Source organism: Synechococcus sp. MIT S9220 (assembly GCF_014304815.1).
GTDB lineage: Bacteria > Cyanobacteriota > Cyanobacteriia > PCC-6307 > Cyanobiaceae > Synechococcus_C.
This window is the reverse complement of record NZ_CP047958.1, coordinates 1,457,399-1,473,672: the sequence shown is the minus strand read 5'-3', so window position 1 is coordinate 1,473,672 and position 16,274 is coordinate 1,457,399. Positions and strand designations below refer to the sequence as shown.

Here is a 16,274-nt window from a genome sequence, read left to right as displayed (position 1 = left end):
GTGCGGGCTTGCTGATGATGCGCCATCCATGATTGGCTGCCCTGATTGCGATGTGCAGTCCATGGACGATGAGAACCTGATGCAGCTTGAGCGTCTGCGTACCGTTCTGGAGGTGGCCAGGCGCAACGGTAATCAGCTGTTTATCGACAACATCGAACGTGAGATCGCAGCCCTAGAACGCGGTGATTGCTCTCCCATCGTTGAGGAGTACCTCACTGAGGAGGAACGTTCTTGAGGCTCGGCTGTGCCCCATCAGATCTGCCGGCGGCGCTGTGCAGAAGTGCCGCCACGCTGGTGCTGTTGGCGCATCCCTGCTCTGCGGGTCTCGACAGCTACACCGAGCTTGACCGGGTCAATGGCTGGTTGCTTGAGCGCAAGCAGGGAGCAGATGGTGCGATGAGCTGTCGGGCGTTTCTGCCCTCAGGCGCGTCGTGGTTCAGCGCCAACATTCATCTCGATGCCGCTGGCGAGCTTGTGGTGCCGGCAGGTCGCAACTTCGAAGCAGAGCAACAGGAGCTCGAAGATGTGCGTGAGGCGTTGGAACGCTGCAGATCTGATGTTCTCTATCTGCCCTTCTGAAGGCTGCTGGTCAGCGGCGATCAAACGTTGCGGACCGGTACAACGGTCATCCCCACAGGAGCCAGGGCGATCAGGGCCAGCTTCATGTGCTGAATTCCGAAGGGGATGCCCACGATGGTCACGAAGCAGGCCAGGGCGGAGCTCAGATGGCCGATCGCCAGCCACCATCCCGCCACCAGAAACCAGAGCACGTTGCCGATCAAGCCCAGAGATCCGGTGCCCAGATCATCGCGGCCCCGCAGATCCCTGCGGTTCACGGCTTCCTGTCCGAAGGGCCAGAGCGAAAAACGCCCGATCACAAAACAGGAACGAGCCCAGGGCAGCCCTACCACCGTGATGGCGCAGATCAGTCCGGCCAGCCACCAGCCCAGAGCCATCATCAGACCGCCGAGCACCACCCAGAGGATGTTGAGCAGGGAACTCAGCATGGGGCTCGCCTCCAGAAACGCGATCTCTGCACACAATGACCCGCTTTCACGCATCCGCTGAGGATCGTGTTCAATTGCACCAGTTCATCAGTAGCGATGACCCCATCACCGGTGCAGCAGTTTCTTGAGCACCTTGGCCGTGATCCGGTCCTGCAGGTGAGGGTTCAGGCGGCTGTCACAGCGGATGAAGTGGCGCAGCTGGCCCAGGAGCTGGGTTATGCCGTGTCTGGCAGCGATCTGCTGATGTTGTCCGGCAGCAGCACGGCGGGGGTGCGCGTCACACGCGTTGATCACCCCGGTGAATATCCCGGCCGTTACTACTGAGTTCGGCTTTTTCACTCAGGCGCATTGGTCACAGACATCAGCGCATCCGTCTGGCAGCCTCCCTGAAGTCTGAGAGTTCAAGTGGCAGCCCGATTTCTCAACAACGTTCGTGTCCGCTGCAAAGAAGGCTGCGAAGACAACTTCATCGCCGTAACGAAGCAATGGGTCAATCCCGAAGGGATGCTGGATGCCTACTGGGCCAAGACAGGTGAACGCTCCCATTGCTTTGTCGGCCTCTGGGAGAGCGAAGAGAAACTCGTTGCTGCAAGGCCTCAGATGATTGAGCATCTCAATGCAGTCCGCGACCTCTTTGAGGAGCTCTCACCAGAGCTTGGAGTCACTGACCCTGTCTCCGGTCCGGTCATTACCCACAAGCCTTGAAGCCGACGCACGAACAGAGATGGAATCCGCTGATTGGTCTTGTCGTCAGTGGCGCGATTGCCTCTCTGCTGATTGCGACGCTTGGCCCCAATCCTCTGCTGGTGGCTTATTTGTTGTTTGCGGGAATGGTCTGGCTGCTGTTGGCGACGGGAGTGCTGGATCAGTAATGACCCTGTTCGAAGGCTTCAGGGAAATCCTGCGGATTGCGATCACTGCTGCGCTGCTGCCGGTACAGCTCCATCAGATGCTCAGAGGCTCGAATCGTGATCACGGCTCCGTTGTGTGCGGTGAATTTCAGACACACTCCTCCCTCAGACTCCAAAACACACCGGGCAGTTGTGGTGTCTGGATCGATCGAGGCATCCAGCTCCGCTTTTGTAATGCGTTCCACCTCAATCTGATGCTGGGAGCAGTAGTTCGCGAGAGCCGTCAGCTCGGCTAGGCCATTGATTCGGTGGCTCTGCTGATAAGGCTGCAGATTGAAACGCATGCGCTGGCTGATTCGTTAAGTCATTCAGATGATCCGCAAAACTGCTCGAATCTGCGTCAACGTGGACTCACCCGACGCTGCATTCCGCAATACGCCGTCGGGTTCGTCACGTGCGAACGCCCACCTCTGAACGGTCGCGAAGTGATCATGGCGAGCCGGCTGGCACCGTTGCTGCATCACATGCACCGCATCGCCTGACAAATGCACTGAGTGCATCAGTCCAAGACGTAATTCATCGGGTCGTCGCCATTGAAACTGCTGCATGGGGTCTGTGCCCGGCCGCCAGGGAGCATCGTTTCGGAAATCAAACCATCCTTGAACCCCTGGCAAAGTTCAGCCGGTGGTCTGCTGTCCACCCAGTCTTGGAAATCAAAATCACTCCATGCCAGGAGTTGCGCGATCAATAGAAGGTCCTGCATCACAACCCCGGTTCATCTTCAGTGCTAGCTCGGTGAGCATGTTGATGGCTTGTGGTGGTAAGCGGCTTGCACTGCGCATGGCTCAGGACTTTTCGTTCTGCCGCTGTTTTGCGTATTGCTGTCCGGGCCAGAACAGTAGTTTGAAGTTTGGATAAATCGATAGGATCCCAAGAGTGATGATCAGCGACTGCACCCCCACAAAGGGGAACACCTCATATCCCGGCATCAGGCTGCTCACAACAGCGATGTAGAGCCAGTTTTTCTTTAAGCGTGGTCCCAGATCTCGCCATCGTCTCCAGGTGATCGGCAGGAATAGAAAGATGTTCAAAATTTCACCAAGCAACCACACTCTGACGGCGTGATCTGTGGTCCATTGTGAGATTGCTGCTGATAACTCTTCGTAAGAGCTGCTGAAATAACCTCTAAAAACAAAGGCAAGAGCAACGAAGAAAATCAGGCCTGCAATCAGCGACCTGAAGATGGCGCTACCCCAGTAATCAATGCGACCCATCTCTCCTTCGAAAGAGAAGAAAGAAGGCTTCTCATGCGTCATATCAATGAGACTTCAGATGAATGAACGCTACCTGAATCAACGCTGACAAGCCCACTGCTGCCTTGCTTGCTGCTTGTTTCTGCGTTGTCGCTCAGGCAGATGTTGCCTGAATCGGCAGAGGCTGTCTGGAGAAGACCGGTATTGAAGCGGTGATTGATGTCTTCTCCCGAGCCACGCTGTCGTTGGACTTCATGGATCTGCATCTCGTCTGGAGTACTGAGAGACAAAGCGCCTATCAGTGTGATGGCGGCGCCGAGTAGGCCTGACTGGAAAGACATGGAACAGTTTGCGGTGGAGGGAACTCCGTTGCCATCACCATCCGCGATTACACAGGTTCACTCGTTGACCTGAGGCAGCCAGACCTGTGATGTTGCTCACAGCTGAGCAGTGTTCACTGGTCTCCATGGATAGAGGTCAATCGTTGTGCGCCATCTCTGATCCTCCCAAGGGCCGCCCACCCGTGGCGAGTTTGTACATTTCCTCGTGAATATCCTCAGACTCTTTTGCAAACCAATTCGCGTCATGAGTGGTTGGCATTGCCTTAGGCCCAAGGTCTAAAACTTGATACTCAAGAGTCATGAAATCGAGACCACTCTTGTAACCAAGATCGACAAGAATTTTACCACTTTTGAATGGTAAGTTGATTCTGGCTCTTTCTTGATTTAAAGAGACTTGGACTATTTTGGATGATATCGAATGATCCCCGCTGATATCTTTCATTCTGATGAAGAGTGCAGATTCAAAGTCCCTTTGGATCATTGACTTGCTTTCATCTCTGATCTTCCAATTGCAGATCAGCTGATCGGTATGGACGTTGACTGCAAAAAAGGATGCGTGTGAATTGCTCTGCTGATTGGGCTGTTTGCTTTTGCTGGAAAATCCAAGTATGGATAACAACCATCTCATATTCTTGATTTTAAGCTTATTTAAGCACTTTATATGTTGAAGTCGGCCTGGATTTCTGACACACACGATACTTAATGCCTGCATGCAGGCTCGGCATGATTGAATCTCACGTGCCATGCCATGAGATCAGTTCATTCAAACGGGCATGAGCCGTCAGGAACTTGAATCCCGATAAGCCACATCGCTGATGCCAAGGGCTTACTGCGGCTCACTGGTTTGTGATTAATGCATGATTTCGTGGAAGCCGGAGGAATAGGGATAGTCAAAGCCTTTGTCTAGTTCCCGCACTAGTTCTTCGGCTTTGTATAAATCACCACAAAATTGACATTGCCCGTCTGGATCGCAAACAACAAAGCCCTCGTGATGTTTGTGCAAGGCAGTTCCCCTGGCAGTTCTGGCAAGAAGTGTCTGGACATCCATGGAGTTGGAGCGGGTTGCCTGTTTGTCATGGCATTGGCGAATCAAGCCGTGTCGTAACGATTCCTACCGGAACGAAAATTCAGTTGTAGGACTCATCGCGGTATTCGTGACGGCAGATCGCGTGCTGATTTTTAGATCAAAATGAAGTTCAGCCTTGGCGAAGATCAGATGGCATCGATTGTTGGCGCTCAATGCGCCTCAAGCCAGGGCTAAGGCGTTCTTGTTTTCGTCTTGCACGCTTGTTTCCACAACTGGTGGGAACAACATGAACACCAGACAGGTGAGAATTTCATCGAGACCGTCGTCATCCAGGGCTTGCCGCGAAGATTGTCCGGAGATCGAAAGCCAGGCCAGGAGCGTTGCTCCATCGCTGTGATCCACTTTGGTCATGTCGCCCTGATCGTTGTCGATCGTTTCCATGCCATGACGGTCCTCCAGGATTGCTACCACTCTCTCCAGTAGATGCTGGCGGTTGAGACCCTCCTCCGCCTCTATTTCCACAAAGAGGTCTGCACCCTCGGTTTCAAAGCGAACGTTATAGAGCTTCGCTGCCATTCGTCGCTCCTTGAAGGATCCCTATGCAGGGTGTGCATGCAGTATCGGTAGGTCCGGCCTTTACGGCAACGGCAGTCGGTGTTCAGCTCAATGTCAGTTCCAGAAAAGCGTCGTCCACCTCAACCATTTCGCTCTCGTCCTCATGGCTGCTGCAGCGGTAGAGCAGGTTGATGATGCGCCCTATCTCCAGGTTGCGATCACCCACCTCTTGCCAGAGCCTGCGTGTCAATTCCTGATCGGCCAGAACAAATTGAGCTTCGACCAATTCACGGGCAATGCAGAAGTAGGTCTGACGGTCATTGCGAGCACGGCATTCCTCTCCTGCCAGCACGGTTTCATTCAGCAGCTTCTGGTCACTGAGCAGTTTCTGGGAGACCTGTTCTTCGCTCAGGCCTGAGGGAATGGCATCAACCTGTTGGTCTTTCATGCTTGTCTTTCTCTTCGCTCATTCTTCAGTCTGATTGCCTTGCTGGGCGCGAGAATCGGTGTTCCTACTCAGCTCAGCTGTGGTGAAAAGCGACCGAAACCATCTGGTGAGGGTGATTCGCGACGATGGCGTTGAAGACGACCTCACGCGCAGGTGCTTCAGCACGTATGACGAGGCGTATGACGAACTCGAACGTTTTTATGCCGATCTCTGCTGTTCTGATGATCGGGTTGAGTATTCAATAATGCAAGCAGAATTGGAGAGTGATAAGCAGTGAAAATGTCCCTTGGTTAATGAGTTGTATTGATCTTGTTGGCTTTGGTGTTGAGTTTTGTCTGTTGATAGTTTAGATCGATTGTCGATTGTCGATTGTTGTTGCTACTGATTGGTTGTTCTAAATTGATGCAAGCAGCTTTGGCTTGTTCAATATTTTTCGATTATTGATCTGCTTAACCACATAATCGCAAGTTTTGTTGAGTTGGCTTAGCAGTAATTGTTTGTTGGCCTGCTGATATTCTTTTCGCATCGCTGCGGCGCAGCCGCTGAAGATGATGTTGTTCTTGAAATTAGCCTGAGCAGGGCGTGGCGCAGTAAGTGCAATGACGGCAAAGACGATCACTCCCCACCGTGGTTTCATGGCACCGTCATTTTTTGTTTCAGCAGCAGCTTAAACCGCAATGTGTGGTGATGGCTGATTCACATTCGGTCATCAGTTTTTTCACCAATCACTCACGTTTTTTGGTATTGGCGTTGTACCTTTCATTGCCAGTGTCATTCCCGACGTGATGCTTGATCAGAAGTGCTGCGATGTCGACGTCTTTCGAAATGATCCTTGAAGGCTCGTCTTGATTTCTCGGATGATGCGAGTCTGCTCACGAGAAGTGCTGTGTCGTGTGCCGACAACTCTCCGTCGATCCCCCACTTCAGGCAAGACAGTGGCGCCGGAGATTGGCCTCTCATCTGCACAACAAACGGTTGGACCTTGTCACCTTAATGTCAGTGAACCCAGACAAATAAGCAGACAAGCTGAAGAAGTGAGGTAATCCCTGGGTATAAATCACCAAGAGATTTGCTTATTTGGCTGAACTGGTCAGCAAATCCCAGCGAATCGTGCGTCCACGTCGTGCCGGCCCTGCTTGCGTGTTCATGCCTGCCGCCATCTGGCTGGTTTCAATCTGATCGATGCAGCTACAGCACGGTTGCTCAAGCTGGCTTGGCGGCGTATTCCTGGCTGAGCCACGATGTTGTTTGTTCTGGCTGAAATCACGGCTCGGCTAAGGTTTTTGTCCGCAACCAAGCCTCTCCGCTGTTTGTTTATTGCATCACTGGTGACAATAAAACATGCATTAACAGATACAAGCTGACTCCAATTAAAACGGTAGGGAGCGTGAAACTCATGAAAATCCTCCGACTCTCTCAGCTTTATAGGAGTAATTTGTGTGAGTAGTAGTCTTTGCCACACAAAACTTTGTTCAGGTAATAATGCTTAGGGCTATATGCTTAGCCATGTTTCTAATGCAGTAAGTCGGCGCTTTCCATTATTCGTTTCAAATTTTCTGGTCAATTTTTACCACTAACTAAGTCTGTAATCCCTTGGTATCGATCACTTGTTTGCCAGTCAAGGGCTGATTGTCCTTGATCTCCGAGCGAGATCACTTTTAGAGCCATGTCTGATAGATCTGCGCAGCAGAGTCAAGCGACTCATCAAGCTTTGACGACCTTTCGTTTATTTCACAACCTGGCTTTCAGCAAAGTGAGCTGCTATTCACGTCCTATGTCTTTCATCTTTTCTGGAACTAAGTCCATCGCTCCACTGTTGTTGCTGTAATCAATGTGCCTGTTGGTGTGATGTTCTTGCTGATGATTCTGTTCCTTTTGATTAGTTTGCCTTTGCCAACGTTTCAGATCAATGCCTGTGTTTATCAAAAATCTTGCTACTCGTCTTATTAACTCAGCTCTATTGCTTTGTCTAAGTTTGGGACTGCTTGTCACGGCATGTTCCAACTCTGGTGTTGCTTTGAACAGCAATCCTGTTGTGTTGGAACCCGTCTCAATGGATCAAGCGGAAGCAGACCAGGCACTTGTTGATTCTGGTTCGTTGGATGACGCATGACTGGGCTCTGGTCTCTGAAGCTTGATTTGCAGCCGCTTTCGAAGAAGATCCTGCTGTTTTGAGCTGGTGTGCTGAGTTTTTTCAGGCGTCCTCGTTGAAGAGTGATGTCGTTCATGACACCGCGCGATCACAAGATGCCCTTAGGATCAGTACAAATACTCAGCGTGATCGTTGCTCCGATGCTTTCCTTCCTCGTTTTGGGCACGGTCGTTGGTCTCACCATTTTTCTTCGGGCGACCAGCGACTTGGAATCTGAGGCCTGAACACCGAATGTGGTTAATCACCGTTTCATTGCTGACCGGTTTCACGGTTGTTGCCTTTGCTCTCTGAAAACAAGCAGCGGATTGGTTTACTGGCTGATTGGTTGCTCCAAGATTTGCGTTGGCGCGGCTCTGCTGAAATCCAAGGCCAGACTTAGCCTTTAAGTCTTATCGCGGGAGTCCCATGGGCCTGATCGGTTGGTTGTTGCAATGGCCTGTGCGTGCTGTGGTTCTGCTGCTTGTGGCGGCAATGCCTCTGGGAGTTGAACTGGCTGGGTTCCAGGCAGCTCTTTCATCGGCCGTCACGATTGGTTTGCTGGGCACTCTCTTGATCCTGCCTCTGAAGTTTGTTTTGGCGCTGCCTTGGGCAGTGACCAGTCTTGGCGGTTTGATTGCCCCGGTTAGCTGGCTGTTCGACTGGTTGATCACTGTTATTCTTTTTGGTTTGGCGGCGTCGTTGATTGATGGTTTTCGTTTGAAGGATGGACTGCGCAGTGCCGTGCTCGGGTCTGTGGCCTACAGCGTCATCAGTGCCGTATTCATCCGTGCTCTCGGCCTGGCTGATGTCGGGGTCATCCGTGCTGCTGCAGGAGGCTGACGCCTTGTTGCCTCGGCTCAATCCGGCTTGATTGGCAAGATAAGCAAATACACCTGGTTACACAGCTTTACAAAGTGCCTAGGCTTCTTCACAGAAGTACATGCACAATGTCCGATTACTCCGCAGCTATCTACGGCCTCATCGCATTTGCGTCTGTGATTACCGCAGGTGTCGTTTACGTCCTGGCTCAGCCTTCGGATCTTCCTTCGATTAAAAAAGTCAGGAGCTGAGGATGTCGACAGCATTCCTACCCCTCGCGTACACCGTTGCTTGCGCGTTTGTGCTGTTGTCGGCTTTTCGCGGCATGGCATTGGCATTCAGGCGTCAATCCCGGACTGGTGACAGAACTGGTTTGAAAACAACTCATCCTGAGTTGATTGATGAGAATGGTTTCATCACTCAAGAGGAATTATTAGTCGTTCACTTTAGTGGGCTCGACGGTAATTCTCTGTCGGTCAGCTCTTGAAGAGTGGATGGTGATTTGATGGAAGTTCTAACAGCAATTGCAATCCTGCCCTTTGTTGCTGCCCTCGCAATTGGCGCACGTCAGGCCGAGCGTGAAGACGATTAATTCTGGTTCAATCAATTTGAGGTTGGAGTCCCTAGGCGGATCCAGCAACTTCATCGAGGTTGAACAATGTTGACTCTTGCGTTCTGTGGGGTGTTGGCATTGCTCAATGTAGGCTTCATTATGTTTGTGCTTTTTGTCGATAAGTTGTTTGTTTGACATACTCTGATGGTGACTTAGATGTTGACCTTGCTTTTATACACTTGTTTTCAAATTTTGAATTCTGAACATCCCTTAATGGAATCAAGTCGTTAAAACTAATTCCAATGTTCTTGGTGCGATGGATCAGCAAAGATGCTTGTCCATCACACTGATGTTCGGCTGTTGAAGGCTGAAACGAATTCAAAATGGTTGGACTTGAATGATCAGCTCGTCATTCTTTGTTCGAATTCGCGTCAAACATCAATTTGGGGCTGATCGGCTTTAGATCCGCACGTCCCAGTAATTCATCGGCAGATCGTTGGGTGGTTAGGCGTTTCCCAGATTTGACAAACGCTTCACCAAGATCAGACGGTTGAATCGCCATAACAAGACTCGCAACGACCTATGGCCTAACGCAGGTCGTGGTGGCTCATCAGTGCGCATAGCCGCACACACTCAGCTCAATAAAGAGGGCAGGACATCGTGGTTCCTCTTGCTACGGACATGCCGTTCAGCTTGGACAAGCCAATGGCTTGGAAACTTTTGAACCATCGTTCAACAGCTTCCCGCTCTTCTTCATTGCAACGCTCGAGGATTTCTCGTTGTAGGACTTGTCGAATCTGGGAGTCCATTACAAAACTTTATGCCTGCAGATTCTGGCGAGTTCTCCCCAGTCGCTTCGTTGGCTTGATTACGGAAGGATGTTCAAAATGCTTCTGTGGCCTTGGTTTTGAGCATTTCTACCCAGCTATGAAGCTCAGGCTGTTGCTCATGTCGATACGGCTATCAGTCAAAGCTTTGCTTTGAGCTGTTCTGTCGTGAGGCTTTTGAGGTGGCTGAGATAGGCCTGTTGCATCATCTCGGCCGGTGTAATGCCGATGTCTTTGCAGTAGGAACGATATTTTGCGAAAACCTGTTCGACCAATGTCTCCTTTTCGGTCATTGAGCCTTCCATTAAGCGTTGAAGAATTCGCTGAAGCTGGTTTTGATCTGCAAAAAAGAAACCCCCGCCAAAGGCAGGGGCTCTGAAAGTTCAACGTGAGTGTGTCCTTGTTTCCACCACGTGAGCTTTTCTCCTCACAAGATTAATTTAGCGACCTGACTGGCACAGTGCCACTTGTTGGCAGGCCGGTCTCTTGAATGGCACAAAGGAGCTGCTAGAACTCGGTCAGTTGGTTCTCCTCACAGAGATTCCAACTCCTCACACCCCCTGAAGGCCCTTCGGGCCTTTTTTTTTTAGCGGTTCTTGAAAATGCTGCCCACGTCGGCTCCGGTCGGCTGACCGATGGTCATACCCCACCACTAGTGCTTTTCAACAAAAAAGCCTGCCACTGGGGCAGGCCGGGTGATGGGGGTCTCCAAAGCTAGGTCGTTGGCACGCTAGATGCAGAGTTTTGCGCTCAAGTGTTTCAAGACTGTTAATAGTTCACTCAAACCTGAAGGGCAGCTTTAGCAACTCCATATGTGCCGTTCACGCACTACCATTTTCTTCAAGTACCACAAGATGTGGTGCAAACGGCCGGGTGATGGGGATCGCTTGGCTTGAGGGGTGAACCGCTTCAGTTCTGGAGCGGTTCTTTTTGTTTGCACCTTTCACTTGATGCCAAGTGGGTCTCCCGAGGGTCATGGTCTGAGGCATGAAGGAGGCCTGTTCAGCGTTGATTAAGCAGCGCGTTTGTCGTCTTTGAGCCAGATGTTCCGCCTGCTGTCAGGAAGGCGCACAACTGATCTCTCATAGCGACTGCGGCAGCTTTGTCTGAGGAGATGTTCCTCCGCTTCTTGTAGCAGGATTGTCAGTCTTTGATCCGTCATCACTGAGTCACAAAGTGCTTCATCATTGAGAAGCAGACCGCTTGATTGTCAAGGCATTTGATTGTGAGATTTTTGTTAATTCTCCACCGAAAATGATATGGGTGTTGCGTTCGGGATCGATGCTGTCCTGTGAACGTAACGTGATCTTTACAACGTAAAGCAAAAGTTACATGGTTGGGACTTGCAAATCTTTGCTTCTTTGCGTTGCTCTTTTAGCCCATAGGTGGCCAGACTAATCTCATTCAGGAGTAGGTATGGCTCGTCGTCGCGTCTTCCCCAGTCCTGAGACAAGGGCTGCCCAGAAACTTTACGAGTCGCTGATTGCCACTGGGGTTGGCATTGCTTTTATCGGTATGGTCACGACCTGCTATCTCGCCTTGTCTGAGGCTGCCACGGCACCCTTTGATTCCTGGATTGCTGGCAAGACGTTCTTTTAGTGCTCGACTGCCGCGTCTCGCTGGATTGATCACTCTTCATCTCGAAGTCAGCGAGACGGTTTAGCCCCTGATATTCATCAAAGAGAATAATTTAGATGATTAACATTCGATTGATTGGTGTAATTTCGCAGTTGTAGACCAAGAGATGCGAATCTGCATCTCAATGGCTCAATCCAGTCGCATCTGCCTGACATCAAAGGGATCCACCATCGATGCTTTGGGAGGTGGTCAATACAGAGTCTGTGATCAAAGCCGAAGCTGCACAGTCACCGAAGGTCTTTGGGCTGCTTACGAATCCTTGCGTGAGCTAGAGCAAAAACGCATTCAGTGATTCAGTTGTCGGCTTCAAGTCGCTTGAATTGCTCAGAAATCGGTGCGATCAAAGCCTTGGACTCCTCTTCGCTGAGATTGAGGTTTGCGGCTGCTCTCTCGATCAGAGCTTCAAGCGCTCGTCTTTTGCTGTTATCAGTCATACAACTTTTCTAGCGAGTTCGTCTGATTGATGCACTACTCGCGTTCATAAGATCACACCAAGATGTCATTGGTGAATCTTTGATCATCGCCTCAACCTTGGGCCTGAACCGGCTCGTAGCGGAGGTTGAGGTCATCACCCAAGACCATCAAGAAGGCGATCTCTGATTGGTAAGAGAGGAGATGGCAGGTTTGTTCCTGCCCATTTTTTCCGTAGCAATAAGTGTCAAAATCTGAAGGATCTCTTTCAGACTCGAAGACCTCACCACTCCCCAGTACAAATCTTGTCATCGTCTTTTGAACCCTTGCTGGTTTGATAGCCAGAGGGAATGAATGAGTCAGGTTTCTGATCAGACCAGGTTCTGATTCTCTGACAGGCTATGCATCCTGGTTGTTGTTATGACTCGCTTTGAGCTGAGTTTGGGCTGTTTGTGATCAGTGTCGAGTGAGCTGATGGTGTCTGGCCTGAACAAGCCAGACAACCTCCATTAATGCGATACGGGGCCAGATGACCTCGCAGGCAAGACGTTCCTCGAAAAAACAGAACTTGACCCAGCTCGCGAGCATGGGCATCAGTGAGTGGAAGTCGTAGCCATCGATCCGGCACATGCCCTTTCAATGCATCGCGTTGACGCTTTGCGTCCTCCCGTCTCTGGCGTTCTTCACGATCGTTCTTGGCGCAGACACCTTCAACTTGCAGTTCCTTGGAACAGAGCAGACATGCCGTAATTACTGGTTTTTTGCGGGCTGTGTTGGTTGAGAGTTTGTCTCCGGGCACCTCTCTTTCTCTGCCACAGCTGCAACGACACCACCAATAGGCATTGCCACTTTTAGTGCGGCGTTCGGATGCGCGAACGACGGTCAATCGGCCATAGATTTCACCGACACGATCACGGGGTTTAGATGGCATGCCAGTCTCTAGATCTCAATGCATGGGCAGCGTGCTCAGCGTCATTCTTGATTGACGTCATTCGTCAGGTCGACGCCGATGTCTTTCATGGCACTGACCGTCTCATTGACTGAGGGAACTACGGCAACTCGCCTTTTGAGTTTGTCTAGCGGTTGAAGCAACCATGTCCACACAGACGATTTTTGATTTTGTTTTCGCGTCTCCACGCTCTCAGGTCATCACTAAAGTCAATTTAGCGCTTCTTTCTCTGGCTGCTGTGAATTTTCCAGCCTCCCTCTTGATTCATCCATTGGGTTGAATCTCAGCCTGATCGCTCTTGATCATCTTGTTAAGGCGGTCATTATTGTTTCTGAGGAGTTAACCTCTGATTTGATCAATCACATTGGTTTTCGCATTCAGAAGACGACCAACAATCCTGGTCGTTTCACCTTCTCCCACGTTCAGATCTGAAAGTTCCTGAAATTTATTGAAGAAGAGTTGATCAATCTCTTCGCAGAAATTGTCGTAAAAGATCGATAGAGCCTTTTTTTTATCTTCGCCGTAGAGTCTTTCCACTGTCATCACTCGTGCAATCGATTGATCATTGTATCAAAAGTCAGTCTGGATGAGTGAAATTGCTTCGTTGCTCCAGTTGGAATTCATCAAAGAGAGCTGATGCAGCCAGTGGCTGTTTCATGGCAATCAGCTGTTCAATGCGATTGGACCACCAAGACTCCAACCGGTCAATGTCCTCTCCTGACCAAACAAAGGTTGGCAGCATCTGTCTACTCTCCTTTGACTCTGAGATTGCTCCATGCTGCCAATGCTTATGACCGTTGAAGTGTGCTGATGCGGTCTCCATGAATGATTTCCCATGTCCCATCGGGATGGGTTATGAGGAAATATTCTTCGGACAGGCGTTGCAATCTGGCTTGATTCATAAATACAAGTTACGTTCGCACAAGCCTTCGCCAGTGTGCCTGTTGATACTCTATGCAGATGTTTTTGGCTTCAAGAACCTCAGTTTTTGAGTGCTTCTTCTGGCTCGATGCATTGCTACGCCCGCTCGGCAACTCACGACACCTGATCTGGTCTCATTCATTTCAGTCCAATCTGTTTGTTTGTCCGATGGTTGCAGTGCCGATTGCTTGTACGCAATTGGATTGATTTGATGAAGGGTGGTTTCTCCATTCAATTCGAATCAAGCAGGTTGGGCTGGTGAGCACTAGGGATGGTTTCACCAGCGCACCTCTTTCACTCGTCTTGTCCCCGTGTGTTGTTCGACAACGGACAGGCATTGATCAAGAGTAAGATGATCAGGTTTTAGTTTGCCTGAAAATCATGAGTGAAGAAACGTCGAATCAATTTTCCTCTGACTTGTGTTTACTGATTCTGCGCGTTTCAGCAGGTTTTCTCATGATTCATCATGGGTTTGAGAAGTTGCAGGATCCTGTTGGATTCACCTCATTTATTGTTGATCAGTACTTTTCTTTTTTACCGTTTGACCATGTCCTTTGGACATATCTTGCTGCATACACACAAATCATCGGATCTGTTGTTCTCGTTTTCGGCATCGCCACTCGTCCAGCTGTGATTGGTTTGTTGTCGACGATGTTGTTCGCGATGACCTTTCATTTTCTCGACACCGGTCTTCAAGGCGCTCCCTTCGGAGTTGTTGAAGCCCACAACTACGAATACGAGACTTCAGCGCTTTATCTGTTCATTTTTCTGGTGCTTGCCATCGCTGGTTCTGGCTCTCTGAGTCTGTCAAGGCTTTATCGCGATCGTTTTCCGCAACCTCTCAAGGCCTGGGTTTGATCAAGCGATCGAAAAGTTGATCCAGAATCTGGTGTGACAGCCACGATTCAGTACTAAGTATTTCTACCATGTGCAGGCCCACCTGCAGAGAAAGCCCTCCTTTTGAGAGGGCTTTTTACTGCGCTTCTGCCAGCATCTGGTCAATGGCGCGTCGTGCTGCAGCATCCGCAGCCTTCAGGGATGGATATTCTCTGCCCAGTTGCTTGAGGTGTCCCTTGGGTGAGCCAAGCACGAGATATCCAGGACCACCGGTCATTTCTTTAATGACATAAGCCATGCCTTTGTGCTCGTATCGACCCTGGAGCATTGAACGATTTGTGCTCATTAATCATCATTTAGCAGATTTACCGCTCTTTGACCGTCTCATCTGGTGACCGATTGGAACCTCGGGCCTGCCTGCATCAACTGGGAGCTGAAGTGCCACCTGAGACTGGTTGGATTTGGTTGATTAAAAATTTTACATATGTTCTCGGAACTTTAGCTGGAAGTTTGTCTTCTAAAAAAGTGGCTTTGTGGGTGTTGGATCCTTATTCGCTGCTGATTCGGTCGAGAATGTTGGCTTCAAGCCATTGCCTGGTCATGGCTCTCTTCTTTTTTAATGGTGTTGGGTTTTCAAGTGCTCTGAGGTCGATATCACTTTTGTAGAGGGATGGTATGTAAGAGTCGTCCATTAATCTGCGGATGAGAGTATTTTTAATGTATTGGTCTCTTGCGAAGGTGATGACAACTGAAATGACAAAAGCGGGTGGAATTGTGGCGATGATGATGCTTGAAGGGTCAGACGCTTGGGTGAATTTAGGGAGAATGTAAGCCACATTGAAGATCAGTAAAATCGCGGCATATGACTTATTGCTTAGCAGAATTTCTTCGGTCTTCTTTTTTAGGCCCTGCGGTGAGGGAAGGTTGAACTTCATTGAGTTTAAATTTTAAATTAATCTAATTAGATCTTTTTGTTGTTGATGCAAAAAACATCACACTCTGGTCAAGCATTGGTGCTCTTCGGCGTTTCTGTTTCCGAAGGGTGCCGCTACAGGCGATGATCAGCCTGGTCGCTTATGTCCATGGCTCTCGATCAGTTGAAGGCGTTTCTGGTTCTGATGCAGAGCGATCCAACGTTGAAGGATGCTGTTTTGGCCTCATCCACTGCTGATGATGTGGCCAAAATTGCTGCCGGTCTTGGCTATGAATTCTCCGGTGATGAGCTGCTGCGTTTCTCAGGTCAGAAGGTGGGGCGTGTCACGGTGTCGAAACGCCAGCCTCCAGGCGAATACAGCTGAATCAACAGCATTCTTGTTTTCTGACCTGATCCTGTGTTCTCCTTGGCTGATTAACCACGCCGCTCCGCAGCGCATGAAGCAACTGCCTGGGCGCAGTCGCCCCCCTTGGCTTCAACAGTTGATCAGCTTTGCTGTTCTGGTCATCGTCACGGTCTGGATGGTGACGCTTTTGCCGGTTCTGCTCGTTGTGGGACTGATTGCAGCAGTTCTGTTGATTCCTGTGCTCAAGCAGCTCCGTCAGGAAATCGATCAGATCGAGCGAACGCAACGGGGTGACAGCGTTCCACCCCAAGATGTCACGCCTTGGCATCGACGTGTTTGGAATCGCTGGAACAGTCGTTGAATCACGAGAGCAATATTTTTTTGTCGCTAGCTGTTGGCATGATCAGTGCAGAACCGCATTCTTTT

General features: G+C 50.2%; 28 protein-coding genes. 13 read left to right on the top strand and 15 right to left on the bottom strand.

The window, feature by feature from the left end:
* Positions 1–28: 28 nt before the first annotated feature.
* The gene (locus tag SynMITS9220_RS07955; protein WP_067098389.1) at positions 29–235 is read left to right on the top strand and encodes a hypothetical protein; all 207 of its coding nucleotides are present in this window, start codon (positions 29–31) and stop codon (positions 233–235) included.
* A complete protein-coding gene (locus SynMITS9220_RS07950; protein WP_255482986.1) occupies positions 232–579 on the top strand; it encodes a hypothetical protein in 348 nt (115 codons plus the stop codon). The genes SynMITS9220_RS07955 and SynMITS9220_RS07950 overlap by 4 nt, the downstream gene beginning before the upstream one ends.
* A gap of 20 nt (positions 580–599) precedes the next feature.
* Here SynMITS9220_RS07950 and SynMITS9220_RS07945 read toward each other — a convergent pair whose 3' ends face one another.
* Positions 600–1,007: a YccF domain-containing protein gene (locus tag SynMITS9220_RS07945; RefSeq protein WP_186988446.1), complete on the bottom strand. Its 408-nt coding sequence runs from the start codon at positions 1,005–1,007 to the stop codon at positions 600–602.
* Between the two features lie 96 nt (positions 1,008–1,103).
* On the opposite strand from SynMITS9220_RS07945, the gene SynMITS9220_RS07940 reads away from it, so the two are divergent.
* The 3 genes from SynMITS9220_RS07940 to SynMITS9220_RS07930 all read left to right on the top strand — a co-directional run bounded on the left by SynMITS9220_RS07940 (position 1,104) and on the right by SynMITS9220_RS07930 (position 1,879).
* The gene (locus tag SynMITS9220_RS07940; protein WP_186988444.1) at positions 1,104–1,331 is read left to right on the top strand and encodes a Nif11-like leader peptide family natural product precursor; all 228 of its coding nucleotides are present in this window, start codon (positions 1,104–1,106) and stop codon (positions 1,329–1,331) included.
* An 81-nt stretch (positions 1,332–1,412) separates the two neighbouring features.
* A complete protein-coding gene (locus SynMITS9220_RS07935; RefSeq protein WP_186988442.1) occupies positions 1,413–1,712 on the top strand; it encodes a hypothetical protein in 300 nt (99 codons plus the stop codon).
* Entirely contained in the window at positions 1,709–1,879 is a 171-nt protein-coding gene (locus SynMITS9220_RS07930) for a hypothetical protein (RefSeq protein ID WP_186988440.1), read from the top strand. Before SynMITS9220_RS07935 ends, SynMITS9220_RS07930 begins: the two co-directional genes overlap by 4 nt.
* On the opposite strand, the gene SynMITS9220_RS07925 is transcribed toward SynMITS9220_RS07930, so the two are convergent.
* From SynMITS9220_RS07925 to SynMITS9220_RS07890, 8 genes are all read right to left on the bottom strand, one after another.
* On the bottom strand, positions 1,873–2,202 hold the full coding sequence (locus SynMITS9220_RS07925) for a hypothetical protein (RefSeq protein WP_186988438.1): 330 nt from the start codon (positions 2,200–2,202) through the stop codon (positions 1,873–1,875). The genes SynMITS9220_RS07930 and SynMITS9220_RS07925 overlap by 7 nt on opposite strands.
* Before the next feature lie 215 nt (positions 2,203–2,417).
* Positions 2,418–2,621, bottom strand: a complete 204-nt coding sequence (locus SynMITS9220_RS07920) for a hypothetical protein (RefSeq protein ID WP_186988436.1) — start codon at positions 2,619–2,621, stop codon at positions 2,418–2,420.
* Positions 2,622–2,703: 82 nt separating this feature from the next.
* The gene (locus tag SynMITS9220_RS07915) at positions 2,704–3,174 is read right to left on the bottom strand and encodes a DUF805 domain-containing protein (RefSeq protein WP_370594328.1); all 471 of its coding nucleotides are present in this window, start codon (positions 3,172–3,174) and stop codon (positions 2,704–2,706) included.
* The gene (locus SynMITS9220_RS07910; RefSeq protein ID WP_186988432.1) at positions 3,171–3,452 is read right to left on the bottom strand and encodes a hypothetical protein; all 282 of its coding nucleotides are present in this window, start codon (positions 3,450–3,452) and stop codon (positions 3,171–3,173) included. Before SynMITS9220_RS07910 ends, SynMITS9220_RS07915 begins: the two co-directional genes overlap by 4 nt.
* Before the next feature lie 136 nt (positions 3,453–3,588).
* A complete protein-coding gene (locus tag SynMITS9220_RS07905; RefSeq protein WP_186988430.1) occupies positions 3,589–4,197 on the bottom strand; it encodes a hypothetical protein in 609 nt (202 codons plus the stop codon).
* 105 nt (positions 4,198–4,302) lie between these two features.
* Positions 4,303–4,500, bottom strand: coding sequence for a hypothetical protein (locus SynMITS9220_RS07900; RefSeq protein WP_186988428.1), 198 nt, complete (start codon positions 4,498–4,500; stop codon positions 4,303–4,305).
* Between the two features lie 198 nt (positions 4,501–4,698).
* A complete protein-coding gene (locus SynMITS9220_RS07895; protein WP_186988425.1) occupies positions 4,699–5,055 on the bottom strand; it encodes a hypothetical protein in 357 nt (118 codons plus the stop codon).
* Positions 5,056–5,137: 82 nt separating this feature from the next.
* Positions 5,138–5,482: a hypothetical protein gene (locus SynMITS9220_RS07890; protein ID WP_255482985.1), complete on the bottom strand. Its 345-nt coding sequence runs from the start codon at positions 5,480–5,482 to the stop codon at positions 5,138–5,140.
* 34 nt (positions 5,483–5,516) lie between these two features.
* Between SynMITS9220_RS07890 and SynMITS9220_RS07885 the strand changes: the two genes are divergently transcribed.
* Positions 5,517–5,759 (top strand): hypothetical protein, encoded by a 243-nt coding sequence (locus tag SynMITS9220_RS07885; RefSeq protein ID WP_370594327.1) that lies wholly within the window; start codon positions 5,517–5,519, stop codon positions 5,757–5,759.
* Between the two features lie 117 nt (positions 5,760–5,876).
* Here SynMITS9220_RS07885 and SynMITS9220_RS07880 read toward each other — a convergent pair whose 3' ends face one another.
* Positions 5,877–6,119, bottom strand: coding sequence for a hypothetical protein (locus SynMITS9220_RS07880; RefSeq protein ID WP_186988423.1), 243 nt, complete (start codon positions 6,117–6,119; stop codon positions 5,877–5,879).
* 1,920 nt (positions 6,120–8,039) lie between these two features.
* Between SynMITS9220_RS07880 and SynMITS9220_RS07875 the strand changes: the two genes are divergently transcribed.
* Complete coding sequence (locus tag SynMITS9220_RS07875; RefSeq protein ID WP_186988420.1) at positions 8,040–8,453, top strand: phage holin family protein; 414 nt, start codon at positions 8,040–8,042, stop codon at positions 8,451–8,453.
* 232 nt (positions 8,454–8,685) lie between these two features.
* Positions 8,686–8,919, top strand: coding sequence for a DUF2973 domain-containing protein (locus SynMITS9220_RS07870; RefSeq protein WP_186988418.1), 234 nt, complete (start codon positions 8,686–8,688; stop codon positions 8,917–8,919).
* Positions 8,920–9,952: 1,033 nt separating this feature from the next.
* On the opposite strand, the gene SynMITS9220_RS07865 is transcribed toward SynMITS9220_RS07870, so the two are convergent.
* The gene (locus tag SynMITS9220_RS07865; RefSeq protein WP_186988416.1) at positions 9,953–10,105 is read right to left on the bottom strand and encodes a hypothetical protein; all 153 of its coding nucleotides are present in this window, start codon (positions 10,103–10,105) and stop codon (positions 9,953–9,955) included.
* A 1,123-nt stretch (positions 10,106–11,228) separates the two neighbouring features.
* Between SynMITS9220_RS07865 and SynMITS9220_RS07860 the strand changes: the two genes are divergently transcribed.
* Positions 11,229–11,411, top strand: a complete 183-nt coding sequence (locus tag SynMITS9220_RS07860) for a hypothetical protein (protein ID WP_115126732.1) — start codon at positions 11,229–11,231, stop codon at positions 11,409–11,411.
* Between the two features lie 332 nt (positions 11,412–11,743).
* On the opposite strand, the gene SynMITS9220_RS07855 is transcribed toward SynMITS9220_RS07860, so the two are convergent.
* Positions 11,744–11,884, bottom strand: a complete 141-nt coding sequence (locus tag SynMITS9220_RS07855) for a hypothetical protein (RefSeq protein WP_186988414.1) — start codon at positions 11,882–11,884, stop codon at positions 11,744–11,746.
* A gap of 395 nt (positions 11,885–12,279) precedes the next feature.
* Complete coding sequence (locus SynMITS9220_RS07850; RefSeq protein WP_186988412.1) at positions 12,280–12,792, bottom strand: early protein (E6); 513 nt, start codon at positions 12,790–12,792, stop codon at positions 12,280–12,282.
* A gap of 294 nt (positions 12,793–13,086) precedes the next feature.
* On the opposite strand from SynMITS9220_RS07850, the gene SynMITS9220_RS07845 reads away from it, so the two are divergent.
* Together SynMITS9220_RS07845 and SynMITS9220_RS07840 are read left to right on the top strand one after the other, a co-directional pair.
* On the top strand, positions 13,087–13,242 hold the full coding sequence (locus tag SynMITS9220_RS07845; RefSeq protein ID WP_186988410.1) for a hypothetical protein: 156 nt from the start codon (positions 13,087–13,089) through the stop codon (positions 13,240–13,242).
* A gap of 870 nt (positions 13,243–14,112) precedes the next feature.
* Positions 14,113–14,589 carry a DoxX family protein gene (locus SynMITS9220_RS07840; RefSeq protein ID WP_186988408.1) on the top strand — a complete coding sequence of 159 codons (477 nt, stop codon included), beginning with the start codon at positions 14,113–14,115 and terminating at the stop codon, positions 14,587–14,589.
* A 115-nt stretch (positions 14,590–14,704) separates the two neighbouring features.
* Here the strand turns inward: SynMITS9220_RS07840 and SynMITS9220_RS07835 are convergent, their stop codons facing one another.
* Both SynMITS9220_RS07835 and SynMITS9220_RS07830 read right to left on the bottom strand, forming a co-directional pair.
* A complete protein-coding gene (locus SynMITS9220_RS07835; RefSeq protein ID WP_186988406.1) occupies positions 14,705–14,914 on the bottom strand; it encodes a hypothetical protein in 210 nt (69 codons plus the stop codon).
* A gap of 202 nt (positions 14,915–15,116) precedes the next feature.
* Positions 15,117–15,503 carry a hypothetical protein gene (locus SynMITS9220_RS07830; protein ID WP_186988403.1) on the bottom strand — a complete coding sequence of 129 codons (387 nt, stop codon included), beginning with the start codon at positions 15,501–15,503 and terminating at the stop codon, positions 15,117–15,119.
* A gap of 147 nt (positions 15,504–15,650) precedes the next feature.
* On the opposite strand from SynMITS9220_RS07830, the gene SynMITS9220_RS07825 reads away from it, so the two are divergent.
* Both SynMITS9220_RS07825 and SynMITS9220_RS07820 read left to right on the top strand, forming a co-directional pair.
* Positions 15,651–15,866 carry a Nif11-like leader peptide family natural product precursor gene (locus tag SynMITS9220_RS07825; RefSeq protein WP_186988401.1) on the top strand — a complete coding sequence of 72 codons (216 nt, stop codon included), beginning with the start codon at positions 15,651–15,653 and terminating at the stop codon, positions 15,864–15,866.
* A 73-nt stretch (positions 15,867–15,939) separates the two neighbouring features.
* Positions 15,940–16,209: a hypothetical protein gene (locus SynMITS9220_RS07820; protein WP_186988399.1), complete on the top strand. Its 270-nt coding sequence runs from the start codon at positions 15,940–15,942 to the stop codon at positions 16,207–16,209.
* Positions 16,210–16,274: the final 65 nt, after the last annotated feature.

Excerpts from the sequence above, each read along its gene's own strand:
- SynMITS9220_RS07910 (WP_186988432.1), bottom strand. The coding sequence starts at position 3,452 with ATGTCTTTCCAGTCAGGCCTACTCGGCGCCGCCATCACACTGATAGGC.
- SynMITS9220_RS07875 (WP_186988420.1), top strand. The coding sequence starts at position 8,040 with ATGGGCCTGATCGGTTGGTTGTTGCAATGGCCTGTGCGTGCTGTGGTT.
- SynMITS9220_RS07925 (WP_186988438.1), bottom strand. The coding sequence starts at position 2,202 with ATGCGTTTCAATCTGCAGCCTTATCAGCAGAGCCACCGAATCAATGGC.
- SynMITS9220_RS07905 (WP_186988430.1), bottom strand. The coding sequence starts at position 4,197 with ATGGCACGTGAGATTCAATCATGCCGAGCCTGCATGCAGGCATTAAGT.
- SynMITS9220_RS07915 (WP_370594328.1), bottom strand. The coding sequence starts at position 3,174 with ATGACGCATGAGAAGCCTTCTTTCTTCTCTTTCGAAGGAGAGATGGGT.
- SynMITS9220_RS07880 (WP_186988423.1), bottom strand. The coding sequence starts at position 6,119 with ATGAAACCACGGTGGGGAGTGATCGTCTTTGCCGTCATTGCACTTACT.
- SynMITS9220_RS07820 (WP_186988399.1), top strand. The coding sequence starts at position 15,940 with ATGAAGCAACTGCCTGGGCGCAGTCGCCCCCCTTGGCTTCAACAGTTG.
- SynMITS9220_RS07870 (WP_186988418.1), top strand. The coding sequence starts at position 8,686 with ATGTCGACAGCATTCCTACCCCTCGCGTACACCGTTGCTTGCGCGTTT.
- SynMITS9220_RS07900 (WP_186988428.1), bottom strand. The coding sequence starts at position 4,500 with ATGGATGTCCAGACACTTCTTGCCAGAACTGCCAGGGGAACTGCCTTG.
- SynMITS9220_RS07865 (WP_186988416.1), bottom strand. The coding sequence starts at position 10,105 with ATGACCGAAAAGGAGACATTGGTCGAACAGGTTTTCGCAAAATATCGT.
- SynMITS9220_RS07855 (WP_186988414.1), bottom strand. The coding sequence starts at position 11,884 with ATGACTGATAACAGCAAAAGACGAGCGCTTGAAGCTCTGATCGAGAGA.
- SynMITS9220_RS07945 (WP_186988446.1), bottom strand. The coding sequence starts at position 1,007 with ATGCTGAGTTCCCTGCTCAACATCCTCTGGGTGGTGCTCGGCGGTCTG.
- SynMITS9220_RS07825 (WP_186988401.1), top strand. The coding sequence starts at position 15,651 with ATGGCTCTCGATCAGTTGAAGGCGTTTCTGGTTCTGATGCAGAGCGAT.
- SynMITS9220_RS07920 (WP_186988436.1), bottom strand. The coding sequence starts at position 2,621 with ATGCAGGACCTTCTATTGATCGCGCAACTCCTGGCATGGAGTGATTTT.
- SynMITS9220_RS07835 (WP_186988406.1), bottom strand. The coding sequence starts at position 14,914 with ATGAGCACAAATCGTTCAATGCTCCAGGGTCGATACGAGCACAAAGGC.
- SynMITS9220_RS07895 (WP_186988425.1), bottom strand. The coding sequence starts at position 5,055 with ATGGCAGCGAAGCTCTATAACGTTCGCTTTGAAACCGAGGGTGCAGAC.
- SynMITS9220_RS07940 (WP_186988444.1), top strand. The coding sequence starts at position 1,104 with ATGACCCCATCACCGGTGCAGCAGTTTCTTGAGCACCTTGGCCGTGAT.
- SynMITS9220_RS07955 (WP_067098389.1), top strand. The coding sequence starts at position 29 with ATGATTGGCTGCCCTGATTGCGATGTGCAGTCCATGGACGATGAGAAC.
- SynMITS9220_RS07830 (WP_186988403.1), bottom strand. The coding sequence starts at position 15,503 with ATGAAGTTCAACCTTCCCTCACCGCAGGGCCTAAAAAAGAAGACCGAA.
- SynMITS9220_RS07840 (WP_186988408.1), top strand. The coding sequence starts at position 14,113 with ATGAGTGAAGAAACGTCGAATCAATTTTCCTCTGACTTGTGTTTACTG.
- SynMITS9220_RS07890 (WP_255482985.1), bottom strand. The coding sequence starts at position 5,482 with ATGAAAGACCAACAGGTTGATGCCATTCCCTCAGGCCTGAGCGAAGAA.
- SynMITS9220_RS07850 (WP_186988412.1), bottom strand. The coding sequence starts at position 12,792 with ATGCCATCTAAACCCCGTGATCGTGTCGGTGAAATCTATGGCCGATTG.
- SynMITS9220_RS07860 (WP_115126732.1), top strand. The coding sequence starts at position 11,229 with ATGGCTCGTCGTCGCGTCTTCCCCAGTCCTGAGACAAGGGCTGCCCAG.